General features: G+C 36.6%; 20 protein-coding genes and 1 tRNA gene. 16 read left to right on the top strand and 5 right to left on the bottom strand.

What is annotated here, in order from left to right; genetic code table 11:
* Nucleotides 1-5: 5 nt before the first annotated feature.
* Nucleotides 6-485, top strand: coding sequence for a Holliday junction resolvase RuvX (gene ruvX, locus ACFIMG_RS01730; RefSeq protein ID WP_375679076.1), 480 nt, complete (start codon nt 6-8; stop codon nt 483-485).
* Here ruvX and ACFIMG_RS01725 read toward each other — a convergent pair.
* Nucleotides 470-2,089, bottom strand: a complete 1,620-nt coding sequence (locus tag ACFIMG_RS01725) for an acyl-CoA dehydrogenase family protein (protein ID WP_375679074.1) — start codon at nt 2,087-2,089, stop codon at nt 470-472. The genes ruvX and ACFIMG_RS01725 overlap by 16 nt on opposite strands.
* Nucleotides 2,090-2,214: 125 nt before the next feature.
* On the opposite strand from ACFIMG_RS01725, the gene ACFIMG_RS01720 reads away from it, so the two are divergent.
* Genes ACFIMG_RS01720 through dprA form a run of 4 tightly spaced genes read left to right on the top strand, consistent with a single transcriptional unit; the run spans nt 2,215 to nt 6,311 of the window.
* Nucleotides 2,215-3,180 carry an aspartate carbamoyltransferase catalytic subunit gene (locus tag ACFIMG_RS01720; RefSeq protein WP_375679073.1) on the top strand — a complete coding sequence of 322 codons (966 nt, stop codon included), beginning with the start codon at nt 2,215-2,217 and terminating at the stop codon, nt 3,178-3,180.
* Nucleotides 3,177-4,478, top strand: a complete 1,302-nt coding sequence (locus ACFIMG_RS01715) for a dihydroorotase (RefSeq protein ID WP_375679072.1) — start codon at nt 3,177-3,179, stop codon at nt 4,476-4,478. The genes ACFIMG_RS01720 and ACFIMG_RS01715 overlap by 4 nt, the downstream gene beginning before the upstream one ends.
* 11 nt (nt 4,479-4,489) lie before the next feature.
* The gene (gene plsY / locus ACFIMG_RS01710; RefSeq protein WP_375628141.1) at nt 4,490-5,122 is read left to right on the top strand and encodes a glycerol-3-phosphate 1-O-acyltransferase PlsY; all 633 of its coding nucleotides are present in this window, start codon (nt 4,490-4,492) and stop codon (nt 5,120-5,122) included.
* Nucleotides 5,079-6,311 (top strand): DNA-processing protein DprA, encoded by a 1,233-nt coding sequence (gene dprA, locus ACFIMG_RS01705; RefSeq protein WP_375679071.1) that lies wholly within the window; start codon nt 5,079-5,081, stop codon nt 6,309-6,311. Before plsY ends, dprA begins: the two co-directional genes overlap by 44 nt.
* Here dprA and ACFIMG_RS01700 read toward each other — a convergent pair.
* Nucleotides 6,241-6,447 (bottom strand): hypothetical protein, encoded by a 207-nt coding sequence (locus ACFIMG_RS01700; RefSeq protein ID WP_005773510.1) that lies wholly within the window; start codon nt 6,445-6,447, stop codon nt 6,241-6,243. The genes dprA and ACFIMG_RS01700 overlap by 71 nt on opposite strands.
* Before the next feature lie 265 nt (nt 6,448-6,712).
* On the opposite strand from ACFIMG_RS01700, the gene topA reads away from it, so the two are divergent.
* From topA to ACFIMG_RS01665, 7 genes are all read left to right on the top strand, one after another.
* Nucleotides 6,713-9,286: a type I DNA topoisomerase gene (gene topA / locus ACFIMG_RS01695; RefSeq protein ID WP_375679070.1), complete on the top strand. Its 2,574-nt coding sequence runs from the start codon at nt 6,713-6,715 to the stop codon at nt 9,284-9,286.
* A 3-nt stretch (nt 9,287-9,289) separates the two neighbouring features.
* Complete coding sequence (gene rnr, locus ACFIMG_RS01690; RefSeq protein WP_375679069.1) at nt 9,290-11,566, top strand: ribonuclease R; 2,277 nt, start codon at nt 9,290-9,292, stop codon at nt 11,564-11,566.
* A 276-nt stretch (nt 11,567-11,842) separates the two neighbouring features.
* Nucleotides 11,843-13,015 (top strand): MFS transporter, encoded by a 1,173-nt coding sequence (locus ACFIMG_RS01685; RefSeq protein WP_375679068.1) that lies wholly within the window; start codon nt 11,843-11,845, stop codon nt 13,013-13,015.
* A gap of 102 nt (nt 13,016-13,117) precedes the next feature.
* Nucleotides 13,118-13,285: a 50S ribosomal protein L33 gene (rpmG, locus tag ACFIMG_RS01680; protein WP_004864083.1), complete on the top strand. Its 168-nt coding sequence runs from the start codon at nt 13,118-13,120 to the stop codon at nt 13,283-13,285.
* A gap of 331 nt (nt 13,286-13,616) precedes the next feature.
* Nucleotides 13,617-14,180 (top strand): thermonuclease family protein, encoded by a 564-nt coding sequence (locus ACFIMG_RS01675; RefSeq protein WP_375679067.1) that lies wholly within the window; start codon nt 13,617-13,619, stop codon nt 14,178-14,180.
* Between the two features lie 28 nt (nt 14,181-14,208).
* Nucleotides 14,209-14,838 (top strand): uracil-DNA glycosylase family protein, encoded by a 630-nt coding sequence (locus ACFIMG_RS01670; protein WP_375637613.1) that lies wholly within the window; start codon nt 14,209-14,211, stop codon nt 14,836-14,838.
* 21 nt (nt 14,839-14,859) lie between these two features.
* On the top strand, nt 14,860-15,351 hold the full coding sequence (locus ACFIMG_RS01665) for an Lrp/AsnC family transcriptional regulator (protein WP_015856433.1): 492 nt from the start codon (nt 14,860-14,862) through the stop codon (nt 15,349-15,351).
* A 26-nt stretch (nt 15,352-15,377) separates the two neighbouring features.
* Here the strand turns inward: ACFIMG_RS01665 and cobT are convergent, their stop codons facing one another.
* The 3 genes from cobT to glpD form a co-directional block, all read right to left on the bottom strand.
* On the bottom strand, nt 15,378-16,385 hold the full coding sequence (cobT, locus tag ACFIMG_RS01660; RefSeq protein WP_375637612.1) for a nicotinate-nucleotide--dimethylbenzimidazole phosphoribosyltransferase: 1,008 nt from the start codon (nt 16,383-16,385) through the stop codon (nt 15,378-15,380).
* Nucleotides 16,386-16,777: 392 nt separating this feature from the next.
* The gene (dusA, locus tag ACFIMG_RS01655) at nt 16,778-17,758 is read right to left on the bottom strand and encodes a tRNA dihydrouridine(20/20a) synthase DusA (RefSeq protein WP_375674433.1); all 981 of its coding nucleotides are present in this window, start codon (nt 17,756-17,758) and stop codon (nt 16,778-16,780) included.
* 700 nt (nt 17,759-18,458) lie between these two features.
* On the bottom strand, nt 18,459-19,988 hold the full coding sequence (glpD, locus tag ACFIMG_RS01650) for a glycerol-3-phosphate dehydrogenase (protein WP_375679066.1): 1,530 nt from the start codon (nt 19,986-19,988) through the stop codon (nt 18,459-18,461).
* A gap of 345 nt (nt 19,989-20,333) precedes the next feature.
* Between glpD and ACFIMG_RS01645 the strand changes: the two genes are divergently transcribed.
* From ACFIMG_RS01645 to ACFIMG_RS01630, 4 genes are all read left to right on the top strand, one after another.
* The gene (locus ACFIMG_RS01645) at nt 20,334-21,200 is read left to right on the top strand and encodes a DsbA family protein (RefSeq protein WP_375679065.1); all 867 of its coding nucleotides are present in this window, start codon (nt 20,334-20,336) and stop codon (nt 21,198-21,200) included.
* 242 nt (nt 21,201-21,442) lie between these two features.
* The gene (accB, locus tag ACFIMG_RS01640; RefSeq protein ID WP_375679064.1) at nt 21,443-21,940 is read left to right on the top strand and encodes an acetyl-CoA carboxylase biotin carboxyl carrier protein; all 498 of its coding nucleotides are present in this window, start codon (nt 21,443-21,445) and stop codon (nt 21,938-21,940) included.
* Between the two features lie 14 nt (nt 21,941-21,954).
* A complete protein-coding gene (gene accC / locus ACFIMG_RS01635; RefSeq protein ID WP_375679063.1) occupies nt 21,955-23,313 on the top strand; it encodes an acetyl-CoA carboxylase biotin carboxylase subunit in 1,359 nt (452 codons plus the stop codon).
* A gap of 196 nt (nt 23,314-23,509) precedes the next feature.
* A tRNA-Thr gene (locus ACFIMG_RS01630) sits at nt 23,510-23,585 on the top strand.
* Nucleotides 23,586-23,658: the final 73 nt, after the last annotated feature.

Below are 23,658 nucleotides of genomic sequence, written 5' to 3'. Positions count from 1 at the left end.
CCTTTATGACTGTTATTAATATAGATGAAGTTATAAAACATCTTTTGCCTAGACAAACAATAGCAGGCTTAGATTTAGGGACAAAAACTATCGGAATTGCGATTTCTGATATGGGGCTGACTATCTCAAATCCGCGTCCTGTACTACAGCGAAAAAAATTTACAGAAGATGCTTACACACTTATTAAAATTTTTGACCGTGAAAATGTAGGCGTTATTATCATTGGCTTACCTCTTAACATGAATGGAAGCAGTGGCTCTCGTGTTCAAGCAACCAGAGCTTTTGTGAGCAATATGAAAGCTTATACAAAAATTCCATTTGTTTTTTGGGACGAACGTTTATCAACAATTGCTGCGGAACGGTCTCTTTTAGAAATGAATGTATCGCGCGCTAAAAGAGCAAGCCGTATTGATTCGGCAGCCGCCGCTTTTATATTGCAAGGTGCTCTCAATAGAATTCAAAACTTTCATCATATGGAAGGATAGAGGACATTGAGCAAATGCCCTGCATTATATCGTGCAATGAGCATCCCGTAAGAAGATCTCCATTGTCCCCCAAGGCGGCTTTCCATATAGGCATTCGCAACATGTTCTATGTCTGTAGAACGTAATGCTGCTGCTGCTGCTGCATAAGCTACTTGTTCAACAAAAAATCTTCCTGCACCTTCATTTGCTGATGCCATATCACCTGCTGACTTAATAATTTCAATTGCTCGGGGTCCCGCTGGTCCAATATCAAGAGCAATTTTTTCCAACAATTTCTGAAACAATCCCGGTGCTTTTTCAGCAATAAGAATGGCATCCTTTACCAATTGATTAGCAGAACTATTTCTCACAATTCGCGCAGGCCCATTATGCAACATTTGTGATAATGGATTATTCTCTATAAAACTTTCAATACCAAGTTGTGCAATAATTTCACCAATAATAGGCACAACCAATTGACTTACATGATAAGCAATAATAGGTGTCATAATGCGGGCAAAAGCTGCTTCAGAACGGTCATTTGCTGCATTGTCAAATGCTCTCGCTAAACGCAAAACCAATGCTTGTGAGGCAGCTATATCTAATGCAATATCTGCAAAAATACGTTCTGTCAGTGGAGGTAACGGCTGATTGGGCATTTTTTTCCGGAAAAAATCCATACCAAATTGAAGAGCCGCTCGTAAAACACCTGCCGATATGACAGATTGATCGAAACGCATCATCGTCTCGATATCTTTCATAACTTTAAGCCCTTCTCCAGCATTTCCCAAAAGCCAGCCATAACTGCCTTGGAAGTCGACAACCCCCTCTGGTGTTAAAAGTTCTCCAGATCGCTGAATTAAATGACGAATCGATATAGATCCATTTAATGCGCCATTTTCTTGTATGCGTGGAATAAAAAAACAACTTAAATGACCATCTAAATCTGCACTAACAAGATATCCGTCAGCGGTAGGATTAATAACGTTGGTTTTTACAACATTTAAACGATATAGATCACGTTCCATACTTTCATCGAAAGAAATTTTCTTAACACTTGGAAAATTGAAAGCGTATTTTTCAATATCGTCAAATGCACAAGTTAGAGAAGCAGCCTTTTTATGATGAATAGGCTTTGATGAGGAATCATATTGGCGTGATAAAAGTACATTTTGCCATTTTTTGAAGAGCTCAATATCACTAATTAAAACAGCAATAGCTGCACTCGTTATGATAACTTCATTCAAATGTCCTGTTTCTAAACCAGCAGATAAAGCTAAACGAATCGCACGCGCTTGATAGCGTACTCCATTTTCTGAGCTCGTATTTTCCCAAAGCGAGGTAACCAAACCTGCTTGTCTAGAATATTGTTGAAGAGCTTGATAGGAAGAATGGATCTCTAATCTTTCTGTTGGTTGCCCCCATTCATCATTATAGCATAGTAAAGGCTTATAATGATTCGCTAAGCAAGAAAGTTTCCATGCTTCTCGACTCGCGGCAAAATCCCCTATTTCTTCAAAACTTGCTAACAAAAACTTAGGCAAAGTAGAAGCAATACGAAACATAAGCGTATCGCTAAGAAATGTATTTTTTCGACGAGTATTTTGCGCAGATACAGCACTCATAGGTATATTCCTACATTCAAATCATTCATATCATAGACTATTTGTCTTTTTAGAGTTAAGAAACATTTATCATATTCAAACAAATGCTTGTTTAACCTGTTTAGAGAGAGATAAAGAAGAATGCTATGATGCAAGATAATTTTTCCCCACTTTTCCCTCATCAACATCTTTTAGCTATTAAAGATCTGAGTGTACAAGATCTTAATACATTGCTTGATCGTGCAGAAGCAAATATTATCCTTTCTAACAAAATTGATAAAATAAAATCTACTTTGCATGGACGGACTCAAATTAATCTCTTTTTTGAAGCCTCTACGCGAACACAATCTTCTTTTGAATTAGCGGGTAAAAGGCTAGGTGCACACGTGATGAGTCTTGCGATCGGCAACTCATCTGTAAAAAAGGGAGAAACATTACTTGATACTGCTACAACTCTCAATGCGATGAAGCCAGATATATTGGTTTTTCGCCATAACAGTGCAGGAGCGGCAGCTTTATTAGCGCAAAAAGTTGATTGTTGTGTTATTAATGCAGGTGATGGTGCTCATGAACATCCAACCCAAGCTTTATTAGATGCTCTAACCATTAAAAGGGCAAAAGGTCGTATTGAAGGATTAACTGTTGCGATTTGCGGAGATATCTTACACTCACGTGTTGCCCGTTCCAATATCCTGTGTCTCAATGCTTTGGGTGCTCGTGTTCGTGCTGTTGCTCCCTCAACACTCTTACCCGCAGAAATCGCTCATATGAGTGTTGAGGTTTTTAACACGATGAAAGAAGGTCTTAAAAATGCTGACGTTATCATGATGTTGCGCTTACAGCATGAACGGATGACAGGCTCTTTTATTCCCTCTACGCGTGAATATTTCCATTATTTTGGCTTACATAAAGAAAATTTAGCCTATGCCAAAAATGATTCTATTATTCTGCATCCTGGCCCATTAAACCGTGGTGTAGAGATTGCATCCGACATAGCAGATGGACCACAAAGTATGATTCATACACAAGTAGAAATGGGAATTGCAGTGCGTATGGCTGTCATGGAGGCTTTATTAGATTCACGCGCAAAGATCAGTGGAGAAAAAAAATGATAAAACCAATTGTTTTTCAAAATGCTCGTATTATTGATCCTTCGCGCACAATCGATGAAATTGGTACAGTTATTGTTGAAAATGGACGAATTATAGCCGCTGGAAAAGAAGCTCTGAATCAGGGATTCCCTGAAGAAGCAGAAGTTATTAACGCACAAAACAAAGCAATTCTCCCTGGACTCGTTGATGCGCGCGTTTTTGTTGGAGAATTAGGGAATGAGCATTGTGAAACAATTGCATCAGCAAGTCAAGCGGCCGCAGCAGGTGGTATTACTTCCTTTCTTATGATGCCAAACACGCATCCAGTTATTGATAATATTGCTCTGATTAAATTTATTACGCATACAGCACAGGAAATCTCATTGGTCAATATTTATCCCATTGCTTCAATCACACAAGGTTTCAACGGACAAGAAATAACCGAATTTGGTTTGCTCAAAGATGCAGGAGCTGTTGCTTTTAGTGAAGGCAAAAAAACACTTCAAAATTCATCTGTTATGCGGCGTGCAATGACTTATGCACGCGATTTTGATGCTCCATTGATGCATGAAACGCAAGATAAAGATCTTACAGGGCAAGGTGTGATGAATGAAGGACTGCTTGCCAGTTGGCTTGGTCTTTCTGGCATCCCTCGCGAAGCAGAAGTTATCCCACTTGAAAGAGATCTGCGATTAGCAGTATTAACGCAAACACGCTATCATGCCGCTCAAATATCGACAGCACTCTCTGCTGATGCACTTCGTTTAGGTAAAAAACGCAGTGAGAAAATTTCAGCGGGTGTATCTATTAATCATTTATCTTTCAATGAAAATGACATTGGTGAATATCGCACCTCTTTTCGCTTAATGCCCCCATTGCGTACAGAAGAAGACCGTATAGCAATGATTGAAGCAATAAAGGATGGGACTGTAGATGTTATTGTCTCTTCTCATGATCCTCAGAGTATCGACAAAAAACATTTACCATTTAATGACGCGGCAGTTGGCGCTATTGGTATGGAGACCTTATTGAGCGCAGCCTTACGCCTTTATCATGATGAGAGCCTATCTCTTCTACGGATAACGGAACTTTTGTCAACGGCGCCTGCAAAGCTCTTTGGACTCAATGCAGGAACACTCAAAAAAGGTGCTCATGCAGACTTTATTGTGGTTGATCTTGAAGAACCATGGGTTGTTTCGAAAGAGAAGCTCTATTCACGTTCAAAAAATACCCCTTTTGATAATGCACGTTTTCAAGGACGTGTGCTCCAGACCTTTGTGAAAGGGAAATCCGTTTTTAAACTTGATCAACAAACTTAATGAGATTCTTAATGAATGAAGCAGAAATATTTTTTCAGTCCACTCCATGGTTTATTTTCCTCATATCTTATCTCATTGGCTCGATTCCATTTGGGCTTCTTTTTACGAAATTGTTCAAAATTGGTGATATAAGAACAATCGGTTCCGGCAATATTGGAGCAACAAATGTTTTACGAACAGGAAATAAAAAGCTTGCTGCTCTAACACTTCTTTGTGATATGTTGAAAGGAACTATCGTTGTTTTGATTATAAAGTTTTTTAGTAATCCGCTAGACAATAGTATACTTGTTTCTCTAGCGGGTTTTTTTACTTTCTTAGGACATCTTTTCCCCGTATGGCTTAAATTTAAAGGTGGCAAAGGTGTTGCTACCTATCTAGGGGTCTGTTTAGGAATCTATTGGCCCGCAGCAATTATTTTTATTATTGTATGGAGTGCGGTTTTTCTTCTCATGCGTTATTCTTCATTATCTGCGCTTATTGCTGTTACGATCACACCGATATTTGTTTTTTATTTTTCCGCTTCTTATTTCTATTGTATGCTGATTGTGATGAGCGTATTTGTGTTTATAAAACATTCTGCAAATATCAGTAGATTATTAATTGGGGAAGAAAGTAAGATTGGTACGCAACACGGAGATAAATAAAGGAATCCTGCTTACTGATCGTCAACGTCTAAGCTGGTTACGGTTATTGCGCAGTGAAAATATTGGAGCTGTTAGTTTTCGCAATCTCATTGATCATTATAAAACAGCAGAAAATGCTCTGGCAGCGCTGCCAGAGCTTAGTAGAAAAGGGGGTGGTTCTGTATCTATTAAAATAGCAAGCTTAGAAGATGCAGAAAAAGAAATGCAAGAAGCTGAAAGATTAGATATTCGGTTCATCGGTATGGGCGAACCAGATTATCCAGCTTTTCTTAAGGTTACAGAAGCCCCTCCGCCGCTTATTGCTATCAAAGGTAATGTTTCAATTTTTCAAAAAACTTCTATTGGAATTATAGGTTCTCGAAATGCTTCAGCTGCGGGAAAAAAGCTTACAGCTCAATTTGCGCGTTTTCTCGGAGAAGCAGACTTTGTAACAATTTCTGGGCTCGCTCGTGGAATTGATAGCGTTGCGCATCAAGCAAGTTTAAAAACAGGAACTGTTGCAGTCATGGCGGGAGGAATTGATCATATCTATCCTCCTGAAAATAAAAAGTTGCATGAAGATATTATTGCCAACGGTGGAGCCATCATCAGCGAAATGCCCATTTCTTGGAAGCCGCGTGCTATCGATTTTCCAAGAAGAAACCGTATTATTGCAGCTCTATCACTTGGTCTCTTGGTTGTAGAGGCAGCCCTGCGCTCAGGGTCCTTAATTACCGCACGTCAAGCAGCTGAAATGGGACGGCTAATTTTCGCCATTCCCGGTTCTCCACTTGATCCAAGATCTGTTGGTACAAACAATCTTATCAAAGACGGTGCTCTACTCACCACACATCCTTCTGACATTATAGAAACACTTACGCCATTAATTTCACCGCTTCCAAATTCGCAACTCAATTTTTTTGAGGAACCATCCTCCTTACAACTTGAAAAGGAGAATTTTAATTTAGCAGATGAAAAAAACAGCGATCTCTCTTTAGCAGATGATGATGATGCACGTGCAGCAGTTCTCTCCGCTCTTTCAACAACGCCAATCGATTTAGACACACTCAGTATCCACTCAGGTATTTCACTTCCAACTCTCTACCTCTTGTTGGTAGAACTCGAGCTTGCTGGAAAGCTTATTCGACACTCTGGTGGTTGTGTGTCATTGTCGAATCTTGATCTTCCCCAAGAGCCTCAGCACTATTAATAATGCTTTGCCCTTCTTTGGCAACCATATCCAAAAGCAATGCTAAAAGCGGACTGTGCGCCTGACGCGCCATCTGATTCATTTGCTTTGACATGTCTGTAATATATTGGATAACTTTTAAATGATTTATAAACATAATCCTCTATCCTTGAGCATTTCCCCTCCTACCTCTCAATAGACGTTATCTTAGTATTTCGCCGTATGTTTTTGTAATAACAGTGGAAAATAAATCGTGTAATTCTATATAGGGTGTACTCTAATAATGACAATCATAAGTTGTACAATATTCATGTTTTTTATATGGCTAATATTTTTTTTATGTGCTCTTAAGCAATTGGCATTAGCTATTCGCGTAAAAGGCGTTTATAAAAAAATTTTTATTTCAATATTTGGGTAAAATTATGAATATCGTTATCGTTGAATCTCCAGCAAAAGCAAAAACAATTAATAAATATCTTGGGTCTCAATACAAAGTTGTCGCATCATTTGGACATGTTCGTGATTTGCCTGCAAAAGATGGTTCTGTTTTACCGGATCAAGATTTTTCTATGAAATGGGATATAGATTCTGCTGCCGCTAAACGTTTAAATGAAATAGCAAAAGCCGTTAAAGAAGCTGATAGCCTTATATTAGCAACAGACCCTGATCGTGAAGGGGAAGCTATTTCATGGCATATTCTGGATGTTCTTCGTCAAAAAAAAGTTTTAAAAGATAAACCTATTAAAAGAGTTGTCTTCAATGCCATCACCAAAAAGTCTGTGCTTGATGCTATGAATAATCCACGTGATATTGATACATCCCTTGTCGATGCTTATCTTGCACGTCGTGCTCTCGATTATCTCGTTGGTTTTACACTTTCACCTGTTTTATGGCGTAAACTCCCTGGTGCGCGTTCAGCAGGACGCGTTCAATCGGTTGCTTTGCGTATTATTTGTGATCGTGAATCAGAAATAGAACATTTTATCAAAGAAGATTATTGGTCCATTACAACACAATTAAAAACCATCCGAAATGATAGTTTCCAAGCAAGATTGACAATGTTTAATCAAAGAAAAATAGGCAAGCTTGATATTCAATCTCAAGAAAAAGCAGACCAAATTCGCTTTATGCTGGAGAAAGCGCAATATCATACACTCAGTGTTGAAGCAAAACCTACAAAGAGAAATCCTTTTCCTCCATTTACGACCTCCACACTACAACAAGCAGCTTCTTCAAAACTAGGTTTTTCAGCTTCTCGCACTATGCAAATTGCCCAAAAACTTTATGAAGGCATTGAAATTAATGGTGAAACGGCAGGGCTTATTACTTATATGCGTACCGATGGTGTGCAGATAGCACCTGAGGCTATTGATTCAGCAAGAAAAGTTATTCATGAAACTTTCGGAAAAGACTATATTCCTGAAAAACCACGTTTTTATTCAACAAAGGCAAAAAATGCACAGGAAGCACACGAAGCGATCCGTCCAACAGATTTTCAACGCAATCCTAGTCAAGTCCGTAATTTTCTCGATAGCGATCAAGCAAAGCTCTATGAGCTGATATGGAAGCGTGCTATTGCCAGCCAAATGCGCTCTGCTGAAATTGAACGTACAACTGTTGAAATTGAAGCACAGACAGGAGAAAACTGTGCAAATCTACGGGCAACAGGATCTGTTGTTCGCTTTGATGGCTTTATTTCCGTCTACACGGATCAACGAGACGAAGAAAATAATGAAGAAAATGAAACAACACGTTTACCACAAATAAACACTGGTGAAGCACTTACAAAAGAAAAAGTTGAATCTGTACAACATACCACAGAGCCCCCTGCTCGTTATTCTGAAGCTTCATTAATTAAAAAGCTTGAGGAGTTAGGAATTGGTCGTCCTTCAACTTATGCATCCACATTGGCGACATTGTGTGACCGTGGATATATTGTCATTGATAAACGAAAGCTTATTCCCGATGCCAAGGGACGTATTGTTACAGCCTTTCTTGAAAATTTTTTTAATCGCTATGTAGAATATGGTTTCACAGCAGATCTTGAAGAAAAGCTGGATCTTATCTCTGATGGCAAACTTTCTTGGAAAGACGTATTGCGAGATTTTTGGGATGGATTTAATGCATCTATTATCAATATCCAAGAACTCCGTATAACCAATGTTCTTGATGCTTTAAATGTAACATTAGCACCTCTCGCCTTTCCTGAACGCGAAGATGGAAGTGATGTACGTTCCTGTCCTCTTTGTAAAAATGGTCAATTATCATTAAAACTTGGGCGTTATGGTGCTTTTGTTGGCTGTTCCAATTATCCCGAATGTAAATACACACGCCAACTTGGTACAGATACTGGAGAAGAGAATGAAGCTGTACGCAATGATGAACCTGTTATACTTGGTATTGACCCTGAAACAGGAAAAGAGATCTCTCTTCGTAATGGCCGGTTTGGTCCCTATATTCAACTTGGTGAAAGCAAAGAAGTTAAGCGTGCAGGATTACCAAAAGAATGGCAGGCAGAAAATGTAACCCTTGATAAAGCCTTGGCTTTACTATCCCTTCCCCGTGAAATTGGCATTCATCCTGAAACTGGAAAAACAATCACGGCTACGATTGGACGATATGGTCCCTATCTTAGCCATAACGGAAAATCTGCGCGCCTTCTTCATGCAGATGAAGTTTTTGATATTGGTATCAATCGTGCTGTTACAGTATTAGCAGAACAACAAGAAAACAAAACCAGGCAAAGCAGAACAACACCTGAAGCATTGGCAACATTAGGAGAGCATCCCGAAGGAGGAACCATTACCGTGCGCAACGGGCGTTATGGTCCTTATGTCAATTGGGGTAAAATTAATGCAACATTGCCAAAAGATAAAGATCCCATTAGTGTAACACTTCCAGAGGCACTAGAACTTATATCGGCTAAAGCATCGAGTAAAAAAACAACTTCAAAAAGAGCTTCTTCTAAAACAAAAGCAAAAATAAAAGAGACATAAATTTTGGCTAAAGGTGAAAAAAACATAAAATATCTCTCTTCATTCAAGGGGAAAACTTTTCCCAATAAGGAAGCAATCCTTTCCTTTATAATTGAGAATCCTAACCACTCAAGTAAACGAGAAATCGCTAAAGCTTTTAACTTAAAAGGCGATTCTCGTATCTGGCTTAGAGATATGTTACGTGAGTTAAAGGATCAAAATCTCATATCTGAACACCACAAAAGAGCAATAAACAAAGGAAAATTACCCCCTGTTTCTTTAGTAAAAATTAGCGGACGTGATAAAGATGGAAGTTTTATTGCACAACCTCTTGAATGGGAAGATTCTCCAAAGCCCAATATTGAAATACACTCTTTTCATCACATAACAAGAAGTAATATTGGTGTTGGAGATCATATTCTTGTAAAAGTTTTTCGAAATAAAAATTCTGAAAGCTCAAGCTATCCTTATACGGGACGAATTATTCGTAAAATTGATGTATCTCCCAAAAGCGCATTTGCTATTGTACGAAAATTGGAAAATAATCAATGGCGCCTTGATCCTATAGACCGCAAAACCAATGAACTCATTGTTGAAATGTCTCCAGAAATGAAGATTCAAATTGGTGATCTCGTTGAAGTCGAAATAAAAAAAAATACTGGTTACGGATTAAAGAGCGCAAAAATAAAGAATGTTTTAGGGCACATTAAGAGTGAGAAAACACTCTCAATGATAGCGCTTCTTTCGAAAGGAATTCCTTATATTTTTCCTGAAAGTGTTCTTGAGCAAGCCAAACATATCAAAGCTGCCAATATGGATAATCGTGAAGATTGGCGACAATTGCCCTTTATTACAATTGATCCACCAGATGCAAAAGACCATGATGATGCAGTTTATGCAACCAAGGATAAGGATCCAGCAAATAATGATGGTTGGATTATTATTGTAGCCATTGCAGATGTTTCTTATTATATCAAAACAGGAAGCGCTTTAGATAAAGAAGCATTGAAACGTGGAAATTCTGTTTATTTTCCCGATACCGTTGTGCCAATGTTACCTGAACGCCTTTCTCATGATTTATGTTCTCTGCGTGAAGGAAAAGAAAGACCAGCTTTAGCCGTTCGTATGATTTTTGATGCAAACGGTAATAAACGAAAACATAGTTTTCATCGTACTATGATTCGTGTAAGAGCCAAACTTTCTTATCAAGAAGTACAATTGGCAATTGAAGGTAATATAAATGAAAAAATAACCCCTCTTTTTGAGAGCATTTTGCACCCCTTATGGGAAGCCTATGCATGCCTTAAAGCTGCGCGAAATCGTCGCCAACCACTAGAATTAGAAATTGCAGAAAAAAAGATTATTCTTGATCAAAATGGTTGCATAAAAGATGTTGTGAGTGAAACACAATTAGAAGCGCATCGTTTAATTGAAGAGTTTATGATACAAGCTAATATTGCAGCTTCTGAAACATTAAAACAACATCACCAGCCGCTCATTTATCGTATTCATGAAAAACCTTCTCTTGCTAAGCAAGAAATACTTCGGAGCTTTCTTCAAAGTTTGGGGATACCACTCTCCCGCGGAAGCGAACTTACCTCAGCGCGCCTTAATAGAATTTTAGAAAAGGTCGCTCATACTCAACAACAAGAACTAGTCAATCAAGTTATTTTGCGTTCACAATCACAAGCAGAGTACAACCCTAAAAATAGTGGCCATTTTGGTTTAAATTTGCAGAACTATACACATTTTACATCACCAATCCGTCGTTATGCTGATCTCATTATTCATCGAGCACTCATTAAAGCTCTCAAATTAGGAAATGATCAATTAACAGATACACAAGAACAAAATCTTGCAGAAATTGCTACGCAAGTTTCTTTATACGAACGCCGTGCAATGATGGCTGAAAGAGAAACGATTGATCGGCTTGTTGCTCACTATTTAACGAATAAAATCGGTCGTATTTTTACAGGTCGCATTTCCGGAGTTACAAAAGCAGGTCTTTTTATCTCACTTGATAAACTCAATACAGATGGTTTTGTCCATATTTCTACACTTAAAAATGATTATTATCATTTTGATGAAGCACAACATGTTCTTGTAGGACAGCGTAGCCATAAAGGCTATCAGCTCAGTGATGTTGTAGAAGTAAAACTTATAACGGTACAACCTTTTGCTGGCGCTTTATGCTTTGAACTGTTAACAAAACCTCGTCCAATAAAATTTTCACCGACATCCTACCATAAAAACAAATTAAAAAAACAAAAGTATACTTTTTATGGGAAAAGAAAAAATTAAGCTTCTTGCCCTCCATTAAATATAATATGAATAATAAATTCAATTTAAGAAATGGCTTATATTATATAATATTTATATTATTTTATATGTACAATCTTCTTTCTTTAGTATACAAGAGGATAAATTTTATTGTTAAGTCTATAATAACCATATAAAAATCTTGCAGTTTTTTATACTTAGGAAATGAGAGAAACTGCAAAGGGTAGTTTTGGCTCCCTTTCATTTCAGCTCATCTTTTCATTGTTTAAATAAACAAGAGTACCTTAAGCCATTCTCATGAAAAAAAAACCTTTTGACTCTCAAAATAATTCTTTGCGTGCAATTATTGCCGCTATTGCAACCATTGGCACTGTTGGAACAGCATTGGCAATGGGAACACAACTTGTCTCTCTTCTTATGGCAGAGAAAGGACTTTCCAACAGTACAATCGGCTATAGTGGAACAGTTGGTGGAATCGCCACAATTATTGCAGCTATTTTTACGTCTCGAATTGCCTTATGCTTAGGAATCGCTCAAACAATATTGCTTATGATGGCGATAGGATCTTTAAGTTTTTTAGGATTCTATTTTTTTGATCCCATATGGGTTTGGTTTATTTTAAAGTTTATATTACATTTCAGCATGACAGTTATGTTTATCCTGTCAGAGTTTTGGATCAACAGTTATGCTCCCCCCAAAAAACGCGGTTTTATCCTTTCTATTTATGCTATTGTCTTAGGATTAGGGTTTATAATAGGTCTAACGCTGCTAGCAAAAGTGGGAACACAAGGATTTATTCCTTTTGCTGTTGGATATAGCCTTATTATACTTGCTACTATACCAATTCTTACCGCTTGGAAATTAAGTCCAGAATTTCAAAAAAATCAATATATGCCATTTTTTCGTTATCTTTTTCACGTTCCAAGTGCAATGATAGCGGTCCTTGTTTACGGGGCCATTCAAATGGGCGTATTAACTCTTATAATACCCTTTAGTTTATCCATTGGTTATAATGAGAATGAAGCAGCACATTTTATGGCAACCCTTGCACTTGGGAATATTTTCCTCTTAATTCCTATCAGCATTATAAGCGACTACGCCAAAGATCGACGCTACCCGCTGATGAGTTGCGCTATTCTAGGTTTTATAGGAACTTTTATAGTACCATGGATTCTTCAATATCCATGGATTCTGATGCTTGATTTGTTTTTTCTGGGTGGTGTATCAGCGAGCCTTTATACAATTAGTCTTGCACATTTAGGAGCCCGTCTCAAGGGGCAAGAGCTTGCTGCTGCTAATTCTGCTTTTATTTTTTGTTATGGAATTGGTATGCTCATCGGACCGACCTTTATCGGAAAATCCATGGATATCTTTAAACCCTTTGGTTTTTCAATAGCCATGGCTGTTTTTTTCGGTTTATATGTCATTTTCGTGTTTGTCCAACTTATGAGAAAATTAATCAGCTCTTGACTTTTTTGAGAACATCCGTAGTGTTGCCGGAAAATCTGATGATGTCGGAAATAAGTTTTGACAGCAATAATATTTTTTCAGTATAAATAGGGTACTTACATTATGGCTAAAGCAGCAACCATTAAGATCAAGCTTTTATCAACTGCAGATACTGGTTTTTTCTATGTAACAAAGAAAAACAGCCGTACAATGACAGATAAAATGAGCAAGCGTAAATATGATCCAGTTGTAAAAAAGCACGTTGAATTTAAAGAAACAAAAATTAAATAAATAAAATTATTATTAAATTGATAGATTTTATACTCCAAAAGAAATGTGGAAGTATTGCTCTTCAAAGTTATTTTTTGAGGTGTGTTTTTTTATTTCCTTAAGTTTAAAAAGTTTACTTTAAAATTTGTATGTTTTGTACGGATTTGGATAAGTTGATTTATTATTTAAGTTACTTACATATATTCTGTATGAGTATTTGATTATTGTGATATCTAACGAAAATTTTGTCATTAAAACGAGACATTGTTTCGTCATATGAATAAAGTTTCTCGGGTGAATTATAAACAATACTAAAATAGAGTTATAATAATGTTAGCAGTTTCTTTATTTCATGAAAAAATCTTTTTCTCATTTTAATCTAAGAAGCTTTAATCTAAAAGTAATCGGTTTCAGTATTTTTGTCGCTGCTAGCATTCTTATCATTATGTCAACTTATTTTAAGAAAACTCAGCGGTTGCCTCAAAAAGAAAAATTTTCTTCTCAAAATTCTGTTGAAGGAAATGCATTAATCATTGATGGCGATACCATTATGATTTCTTCAATTAAGATTCGACTAGCTGGAATTGATGCTCCTGAACTCCACCAATTTTGTGGAAAAAAAGAAGCTCGCTACCCTTGTGGGCTTGAGGCAAAGAAATATTTAGAAAAACTATTAAAAAATCAAACTGTTACATGTCACTGGCAAAAAACAGATAAATATCGCCGTATTCTTGCAACATGTAAAACAAAACAAGTTAGCAATATCAACGCAACACTTGTACATAATGGTTGGGCTGTAAATCATTATGAATACCCCAAAGAAGAGCAAGAAGCTAGAAAGAAAAAGAAAGGAATATGGGCATCAAGTTTTCAACGACCAAAAGAATGGCGCAAAGCAAATCCTCGCACAGAATAAGAAAAATATTTTTTAATTTTATTTACCAATGAAACAATGTAGCCAAATTATCAAACTTGAAAAAGAGATCTATTCCTGTCGTGTTTGCGTCCAACAACCCCATTATTTTCCTCCTCTTCCTCATGAGCCAAACCCTGTCGTTTATTTATCCGATACTGCTTCGATTGCAATTGCAGGCCAAGCACCAGGGTTGCGTGTCCATGAAACTTCTATCCCTTTTAATGATCGCTCTGGTGAAAAATTGCGTAATTGGCTGGGTGTCACGAAAGAAGAATTTTATAATAGATCTCTTTTTGCTATTGTTCCTATGGGATTTTGTTTTCCAGGCTATGACAAAAATAAAGCTGATTTACCACCAAGACGTGAATGTCGAGAAATATGGCATGAAAAGATATTTCAAGCGATGCCTCAAATAAAGCTTGTTCTTGCTATTGGCAGTTATGCGCAAAAGTGGCACATTACAGAATTAAAATATAAAACCGTTTCTGCAACTGTTGGTGATTGGAGAAATATTCTTTCCATTCCCCAACCTCGAGGCTATAATGTTATGCCTTTGCCTCATCCATCATGGCGAAATACTTCTTGGTTACAGAAAAATCCATGGTTTAATGATGAGCTTATTGTATATCTGCGTTGTTTAGTGCGTAAATTTTTATAAATTAAAATATTGAGAATAAATATGGACCGTCTTGACCGAAAAATTTTACATCTTTTGCAAGAAAATGCGACACTTTCTGTTGCTGATATTGCTAAAAAAGTGGGACTTTCGACCACTCCTTGCTGGCGTAGAATTCAAAAACTTGAAGAAGATGGCGTCATTCAGCGTCGTGTTGCTGTTCTTTCTCCTGAAAAAGTAAACGCACACGTCACTGTTTTTGTGTCTATTCGCACAAACACACATAGTCATGAATGGTTTAAGCGTTTTTCAAAAATTGTGCAAGAATTCCGTGAAGTCATTGAATTTTATCGAATGAGTGGAGATATTGACTATTTATTGCGTGTTGTTGTGCCCAACATTGAAGCTTATGATCTTTTTTATAAAAAATTAATTTCTAAAATTGATATCCGTGATGTCTCATCTTCTTTCGCAATGGAACAGATTAAATATACAACGGAACTTCCACTTAATTATATTAAATTACACGACAAGACGCATGAACAAAACTCTTAAGATTTTTATATCCGTCTCATGATCTTTTAGGCATTCAAACTTTCTTGTTGAAAAACGACCATTTGTGCATGTGTTAAAACAGCAGCTTTGACAATACCAGCTGCCATAGCTGCTCCTGTCCCTTCACCAAGACGCATCCCCAAATCTAGAAGTGGTTCTTTGCCAATTTTTTTTAAAAGTTTACGATGAGCTGTCTCAGAAGAAACATGTCCAACAAGGGTATGATCAAGAGCTTTTGGATGCATTTTATAAAGGACCGCTGCAGCTGCTGTTGCCACAAAACCATCTAAAATAACAGGTATTTTTTCTATTCTTGCTGCTAAAATAGCACCAACCATAGCAGCAATTTCACGTCCTCCTAAGCGACGCATTATCTCAAAAGGATCATTAAAATAATCCTTATGCAAAGAAATGGCTGTCTTAACCGCTGCAATTTTACGCTGATAAAAATCACCTTCTGATTCCATAGCATTTCCTGTCCATTCTTCCACTTCCCCTCCAAACAATGCTAAGCATAAAGCTGAAGCTATTGCTGTGTTTCCAATTCCCATTTCTCCAATACATAAAAGATCTGTTCCACCCGCAATGGATTCCATTCCAAATGCCATTGTAGCAGCCGCACTCCGCTCATCCATTGCGGCATCCTTCGTAATATTCATTGTTGGATATTCCAATGCTAAATCAAATATTTTTAATCCAAGATCATAAGCAATACAAATTTGATTGATAGCAGCTCCACCAGAGGCAAAATTTTCTACCATTTTTTGTGTCATAGATTGTGGAAATGGTGTAATATTCTCCTCTACAATACCATGATTTCCAGAAAAAATAGCGACCAAAGGTCTCGTTACGATAGGTTTTTCTGTACCCCTCCACCCCGCATACCAAACAGCAATATCTCCTAGTTTTCCTAATGTTCCTTGCTCTTTTGTTAAGTCTTTTTGCCGTTTTTTTGCCAAAATTATAGAAAACTCATCAGCAACAGGTAAATTTGTAAGCAAAGCACGAAAATCATCAAATGGACTAGCGGTCATAAGGATACCTTTTAAAATCTACAATGTTTATGAAAATCCCGTCATATATACAGGATATGAATAATTTATTGTTTTTTTAACAGTGCTTTAAAAATGTTAAATACTATGAAAGCAATAATTTCTACATTCTATTTTCAACCCTAATAACAAACGTGCAAGATTCAAAATGTTATTAATATCTTATGATTACCTTTACAGTGATACCCTTAACCTATTTTTATTTAATAGGCATAATCAGCATGCCGTTTAATATATACATTCCAACAATTCTTATGCATAATAAAAGTTATAAACTTTCAAAAACTTATAAAATTGAAGAGATCAAAATTATAGCAAAGACATCCAAACGCAAAGGATCTCAACTTTAATATATGTTAATTATTAGGCTATTATTAAATGAGAGCATAAAAAGCTTCTTTTAAAATACATATATCTGCATTTGGTTTTGTCGCATCATTTGATAATATTTGCCTCCATCGACGTGCCCCACCCCGCCCATGAAATAAACCAATCATGTGACGTGTCACATGAGAAAGCCGCCCCCCCGATGCAATATGTCGAGCTGCATAATCACACATAACCTCAATAAGATCACTCTCACTCAGATTATTTTGCGTCTCACCATAGAGTTCAAAATCAATATGTTTTAACAAAGCTGGATTATGATAAACTTGGCGACCAACCATGACAGCATCACAGAAAGTTAAGTGTTCTTTGATCTCATCAATCGATTTAATTCCACCATTTATCCCAATGAATTTATGAGGATATTTACGTTTTAATTTGTAAACTCTTTCATAATTAAGGGGCGGAATATTACGGTTTTCTTTCGGACTCAATCCTTGCAGCCATGCCTTGCGTGCATGTATCCAGAGCGCATCACATCCAGCATTCCAAACCTGATTAGCCAAAAGATCTAACGCTAACTCTTCATCTTGTTCGTCCACTCCAATCCGACATTTGACAGTTACAGGTATAGTAACCTCTCGTTTCATCGCTTCCACGGCATTTGCCACAATGTCTGGATGTAGCATCAAACAAGCCCCAAAGACACCTGCTTGAACACGATTTGATGGGCACCCGACATTAAGATTTATTTCGTTGTAGCCAAAATCCTCAGCAATTCGTGCAGCTTCTGCTAACTTTTTCGGATCAGCCCCCCCTAGTTGTAATGCAACTGGACGTTCTTTGTCGCTAAAAGCCAACAATTGTTCGCGAACACCATGAATGACAGCATCTGCTACCATCATTTCCGTATAAAGGAGAGCTTTTTTCGTTAAAAGACGATAAAAAAACCTGCAATGTCGGTCTGTCCAGTCCAACATTGGTGCTACTGCAAATTTTATAGGCGATGGAAGGTTGTAAAATATCATGAGGGTATTACTCTCATGTCCCTATAGCTCTCTCTTTATACATAGAAAAATACTTACTTTTAGTTTATAGAAAGTTTTATTCTCTTATACTATCATGAGTATAATAACAGTTCATTATTTTCAATTGATATCAAAGTTTACGACAATCAATCATGATAAAACACAATATCGCATTTCTCATAGATTAGTGTTCAGGTATATAAACATGAAAAAAGAAGATTTTCACCATAATATAAAAAACTCATTTACAAGTTCTTCTTACGCTCATCAAGCCTCCATCCTTACATGATTTAGCACAGCATTTAAGATAATAAATGCTAAACTAACACATTATACAATTTTTCATGCTCGATTTAATTTTCTTTAGATTTTTTAACTCATTGTGCAAATAAACGCTATAGAAAGTATCTTTATCTTCTCCTAAAGAAAGAACAAAAATCCTTATTTCACACGAATCTAATTATAAATCATTTTTTATCAATGAGTTCTTTTTGGTAATATTCTTAGATTTCACTTTATAAGATAGACAAATTTCATCTTAAATATTCTATCTAATTTTGCCATTTTGTGATTCTTGCAAAAAAAAACTAAAATCAGGGTACAGACAACCATTGCCTTTTTAATATCTATAACTAATATCAGTATCTCTCGAAGGAAAATATTTTACAATATTGCAGATACAATTTGTAAAATGAAATGATCATAAACGTTGTTCAATCTCTTGTTGGCTTTGCATATAGGAAGAAAGAGTATCAACCTCTTGTTCATTAAATAGGAGCCCCAGTTTTGAACGACGCCATAACACATCTTCACATACTTTAGCCCATTCTTTTTCCATCAACCATTTTACTTCTACTTCATAAAGCCCATGTCCGAAATTTTTTCCTTTATTTGCCTTACCATGTGCAAAGATCACCAATGCTTCCGTACCGTAGGAGCGTGCAAGCCTGCGATGTGTAAAAGCATCTAAATCTGGCATTAAAAGAGCAATCCTATTTTCGATTGTATCTAATTTGTTATAGGGAAAATCACCCCCTGGAAGTACTGCCTTAGCCGTCCATGATGCTCCCTTTTTACCAAGCTCTTTTTCAACAAATTTCATCGCATCTTCAGCCAACTTACGATAAGTTGTAATCTTTCCACCATAAAGATTAAGTATCTTTGGTGTCGTTCCTGTTCCCATTTCTTTAAAAACATAATCGCGCGTAATTTCTTGTGCTTTTGAAGCTCCATCATCATAGAGTGGACGAACTCCAGAGTAAGACCAGACAATCGTTTCAGGCAACACTGGTTGTATGAAATATTCACTGGCTGCTGCACAAATATAATCAATTTCTGTATCAGTAATATGAACGTCAGCCGGATCTCCTTGATAATTACAATCTGTTGTTCCAAGCAAGGTAAACTCTTCTTGATACGGAATAGCAAATATAATACGCCCATCACCATTTTGAAAAATATAAGCACGATCATGAGTATAAAGCTTGGGAACCAAAATATGAGAACCTCTAACAAGCCGTACTGGTGGATGTTCTTTACAATCTAATATGCTTGCCAAAACATGATCAATCCAAGGTCCTGTCATATTCGCGATATAAGAAGCTGTGACACTATATTCTTTGCTACTTAACTTGTCTTGAAGAAATATACGCCATTTATTGTCTTCTTTTTTTAAAGAGAGAACTTCTGTTCGTACTTTTATATCAGCTCCCCACTTTTCTGCATCACGAGCATTGCCAATAACTAAACGCGCATCATCTACTCTTGCATCAGAATATTCAAAACCTCTCTGATATTCTTTCTTCAGTGTAGAGCAAAATTTTTGTGAAAAATTAATCGTTTTACTGCGCCACAATTTCTGATTCCAATTCCCTAAATAATCATAAATAAAAAGTCCAAAACGCAACATCCAAGCAGGGCGCAATTCTTTATGATAAGGAAGGAGAAAACGCAAAGGACGCACAATATGTGGAGCCATACGTAAAATAATCTCGCGTTCTTTCAATGCTTCACGAACAAGTTTGAACTCATAGTGTTCAAGATAACGAAGCCCACCATGAATAAGCTTTGTTGACGCACTTGAGGTCCCAGATGCAAGATCGTTCATTTCAGCCAATCCCACTTTAAATCCGCGTCCTGCTGCATCTCTTGCCAATCCACAGCCGTTTATCCCTCCTCCAATGATAAACAGATCATAATGTGTTGTGGTTTTCATAATTTCACTTTTCATTATTTAATTTTGTTTCTCAGTACTCAATAAAGCAACAGAAAAAAATAATACAAATGTTCTTCATTGTATTATCAACGTACTTTTTCCTAAAATAAACACGCACAAAAAGCTTTTGATACCCTTATACATCAAAACAACATTTGACAAATTAAAGAGAATTTTTTTATCTTTTACAAAACATAATCCTTGCCAAGCCAAGGTTCATCATATGAAATCTTTTTAGAGAAAAATTGATGTTTTTTCTCATTCTTAAAGATACACTATAACTAAATGCTTCATTGCACATAGATAGCGCTTTTCATATAGTTCACTCAATGACACCCTAAAAAATGTGAAGGTATACAAATGAATTATCACTCTCAAAACTCGAAAATAACACTTCTTTCAAAAATTTTAGTTATGTTGAGTATTTTAACCTTTTTACCTTCTTTATCAAACGCAACATCACACTCAAAAACAGCAAATAATTTAAGCTTAGAAAAGCTTAAAACACAACTTTTGGAAGATTCTAGCTTTTTATCTAAGCTTAAAGAAAAAATGATACCACATACTGATTCTCATCATATTCAACAAATTGTCAGAGAGTACCTTCTTACTCATCCAGAAATTATGATTGAAATGCAGCTTATTCTTCAAGATAAGCTGGAAAAACAGAATGAATACGAAAACCAAAAACAAACTTCTGTCATTCATTTATTAGAAAAAGAAATTTTTCATTCTCCTCATGACGCTGTTTTGGGAAACCCAAATGGTAAAAGAGTGCTTGTCAATTTTTTTGATTACAACTGTGGATATTGTAAAATTTCCTATTCAAATATAGAAGACTTGATAAAAGAATATCCAGATTTAAAGGTTATTATCAAGGATTTACCAATTTTAAGCTCTGATTCTATGGCAGCCCATACTGTTGCCTACGCATTTCGAAAACAATTTCCAGAGAAATATCCTCAGTTTCACAAAACGCTTTTAATGTATCAGGGTCGTGCAAATGAAGCTAAAGCTATTAAAGTAGCTGTTTCATTAGGAGCAGATGAAAAAAAACTACGTAATGCAATAAAAGATCCCACTCTGCAAAACGCTTTTAAAGAAAATATTCAAATTGCCTCTACACTTCATATTACGGGAACACCTTCTTACATCATTGGTAATAAAATATTCATTGGCGCAGCCAAACAAGATATTCTAAAACAAGCGATAGACAATACACAGTGAATTCCTGATCCATTTTAGAAAGAATACTGTAAATGAGGTAATTTTATGCTTTCTCTTTTTTGACAACAGGCTTATAAGTGCAATTTTGCGTAAAGCAGATACGAGTTTTAAATTGCAAAGTATAATAATTTAAAGGAAATAAAAATCTTTAAAGCCTCAAAAGATGTCATCCCTAATCTAGAGATATTCGGTCATAAAATGAGATAATGACGATCTTCATTGATCAAGGAGTTAGAAATAAAATGACAACAAAAAAAATGGATTCGGCAAAAACCGCAATTGATACGAAAATTATTCGTGATCTTGCTGAAATTTTGAATGATACAAATTTAACGAACATTGAAGTTGAACAAGGGGAGCTTCGTATTTGTGTCTCACGCCAAAATACCTTAATTTCTTCTGAGCAAGCAATCTATGCTCCTGTTTCTACTCCTACTTTTTCTGTAACATCTTCTCCAGTTCCAACAGCTGAATCTCCTATACAATCTATCCAAGAAGATAAATCAAAAAACACAATAACCTCTCCAATGGTTGGAACAGCCTATCTTGCACCCTCACCAGGCGCACAATCTTTTGTAGAAGTAGGACAAAATGTTTCTGAAGGGGAGACATTACTTATTATTGAAGCCATGAAAACAATGAATCAAATTTCATCACCGCGCTCAGGTACGGTAACCACTGTTCTTGTCAAAGATGGTCAACCTGTTGAATTTGGTGAACCACTTATTATTGTTGAATAAAGCGAGGGGCAACCATGATTCGAAAAATCCTCATTGCTAATCGAGGAGAAATTGCTCTTCGTGTTTTACGTGCATGTAAAGAACTTGGCATAAAAACCGTGGCTGTTCACTCTACCGCTGATGCAGATGCAATGCATGTTCGTCTTGCTGACGAAAGTGTTTGTATTGGCCCTCCTCCCGCTCGTGATTCTTATTTGAGTATTCAGCAAATTATTGCTGCTTGTGAAATTACAGGAGCAGATGCTGTTCATCCAGGTTATGGCTTTCTTTCGGAAAATGCAAAATTTGCAGATGTTCTAGAAGCCCATGATATTACATTCATCGGTCCAACAGCTACTCATATCCGAATCATGGGCGATAAAATCGAAGCAAAGAAAACCGCCAAAAAACTTGGTATTCCTGTAGTTCCAGGTTCAGATGGAGCCGTCACTGAAGAATCAGATGCTTTACGCACTGCTCGTGAAATTGGTTATCCAGTTATTATAAAAGCTTCTGCCGGTGGTGGTGGACGTGGTATGAAAGTCGTTCATTCTGAACAAGAATTTTCTATAGCTCTCAAAACAACGCGTTCAGAAGCGAAAGCTGCTTTTGGTGATGACGCTGTTTACATAGAAAAATATTTAGAAAAACCCCGTCATATTGAAATTCAAGTCATAGGTGATGGTAAGGGAAATGCTATTCATTTAGGAGAACGCGATTGTTCACTTCAACGACGGCATCAAAAAGTATGGGAAGAAGCTACGTCACCTGCACTTAATGAAACTGAACGGAAAAAAATTGGAAGTATTGTTGCAAATGCCTGTGCCCAACTTGGATATCGTGGAGCTGGTACTATTGAATTTCTTTATGAAAATGGCAGATTTTATTTTATTGAAATGAATACACGTTTACAAGTCGAGCATCCTGTAACTGAAGCAATTACAGGTATAGATTTAGTCCACGAACAAATCCATATTGCATCAGGCTGTAAACTTTCAGTGACACAAGATGAAGTCTGTTTTTCTGGTCATGCCATTGAATGCCGTATTAATGCAGAAGATCCTATTAACTTTACGCCATCACCTGGAACCATTACACATTTTCATACACCTGGAGGTTTAGGGATTCGTGTTGATTCAGGCGCTTATTCAGGTTACCGTATTCCTCCTTACTATGATAGCATGATTGGAAAGCTGATTGTTCATGGACGTACCCGTTTAGAATGTATGATGCGTTTACGGCGTGCTTTAGATGAATTTGTCGTCGATGGGATAAAAACTACACTGCCTCTTTTTCGCGATCTTATTAATAATCAAGATGTTGCTGATGGTAATTATAATATTCACTGGCTAGAAAATTACCTTGCTCATCAATCAAAGTCTTCAGATTCGTAATTCGATAGCAAAACGGTGCATTCTTATAAAAGATTCTATAAGATATCAACATAAGGATAGTTCCAACCTTGCTGTAAAAAGTGGAAAAAAGGAAATAAATTGGTTATTTTTTATATAGTTTTCTTTTAATATGTATAAAATTTAATAATTTTCTGTTTTCCTTTTTGTTAGTTTGTGCTACCTCCTACATGGTTACGCCCTTATAGCTCAGTTGGTAGAGCACCTGATTTGTAATCAGGGGGTCGGGAGTTCGAGTCTCTCTGGGGGCACCATGTTCTTTTTTATCCAAAATAAATTATTGATTTTCCATATATTTTTTACAGTGAGGGACGCGTAAATAAAAGT

It is taken from the genome of Bartonella sp. AP11XZML (assembly GCF_042196445.1).
Taxonomy (GTDB): Bacteria; Pseudomonadota; Alphaproteobacteria; order Rhizobiales; family Rhizobiaceae; genus Bartonella.
This window is presented reverse-complemented; position numbering and strand designations above follow the sequence as displayed.

Excerpts from the sequence above, each read along its gene's own strand:
- ruvX (WP_375679076.1), top strand. The coding sequence starts at position 6 with ATGACTGTTATTAATATAGATGAAGTTATAAAACATCTTTTGCCTAGA.
- ACFIMG_RS01725 (WP_375679074.1), bottom strand. The coding sequence starts at position 2,089 with ATGAGTGCTGTATCTGCGCAAAATACTCGTCGAAAAAATACATTTCTT.
- ACFIMG_RS01720 (WP_375679073.1), top strand. The coding sequence starts at position 2,215 with ATGATGCAAGATAATTTTTCCCCACTTTTCCCTCATCAACATCTTTTA.
- ACFIMG_RS01715 (WP_375679072.1), top strand. The coding sequence starts at position 3,177 with ATGATAAAACCAATTGTTTTTCAAAATGCTCGTATTATTGATCCTTCG.
- plsY (WP_375628141.1), top strand. The coding sequence starts at position 4,490 with ATGAATGAAGCAGAAATATTTTTTCAGTCCACTCCATGGTTTATTTTC.
- ACFIMG_RS01700 (WP_005773510.1), bottom strand. The coding sequence starts at position 6,447 with ATGTTTATAAATCATTTAAAAGTTATCCAATATATTACAGACATGTCA.
- topA (WP_375679070.1), top strand. The coding sequence starts at position 6,713 with ATGAATATCGTTATCGTTGAATCTCCAGCAAAAGCAAAAACAATTAAT.
- ACFIMG_RS01685 (WP_375679068.1), top strand. The coding sequence starts at position 11,843 with ATGAAAAAAAAACCTTTTGACTCTCAAAATAATTCTTTGCGTGCAATT.
- rpmG (WP_004864083.1), top strand. The coding sequence starts at position 13,118 with ATGGCTAAAGCAGCAACCATTAAGATCAAGCTTTTATCAACTGCAGAT.
- ACFIMG_RS01675 (WP_375679067.1), top strand. The coding sequence starts at position 13,617 with ATGAAAAAATCTTTTTCTCATTTTAATCTAAGAAGCTTTAATCTAAAA.
- ACFIMG_RS01670 (WP_375637613.1), top strand. The coding sequence starts at position 14,209 with ATGAAACAATGTAGCCAAATTATCAAACTTGAAAAAGAGATCTATTCC.
- ACFIMG_RS01665 (WP_015856433.1), top strand. The coding sequence starts at position 14,860 with ATGGACCGTCTTGACCGAAAAATTTTACATCTTTTGCAAGAAAATGCG.
- cobT (WP_375637612.1), bottom strand. The coding sequence starts at position 16,385 with ATGACCGCTAGTCCATTTGATGATTTTCGTGCTTTGCTTACAAATTTA.
- dusA (WP_375674433.1), bottom strand. The coding sequence starts at position 17,758 with ATGATATTTTACAACCTTCCATCGCCTATAAAATTTGCAGTAGCACCA.
- glpD (WP_375679066.1), bottom strand. The coding sequence starts at position 19,988 with ATGAAAAGTGAAATTATGAAAACCACAACACATTATGATCTGTTTATC.
- ACFIMG_RS01645 (WP_375679065.1), top strand. The coding sequence starts at position 20,334 with ATGAATTATCACTCTCAAAACTCGAAAATAACACTTCTTTCAAAAATT.
- accB (WP_375679064.1), top strand. The coding sequence starts at position 21,443 with ATGACAACAAAAAAAATGGATTCGGCAAAAACCGCAATTGATACGAAA.
- accC (WP_375679063.1), top strand. The coding sequence starts at position 21,955 with ATGATTCGAAAAATCCTCATTGCTAATCGAGGAGAAATTGCTCTTCGT.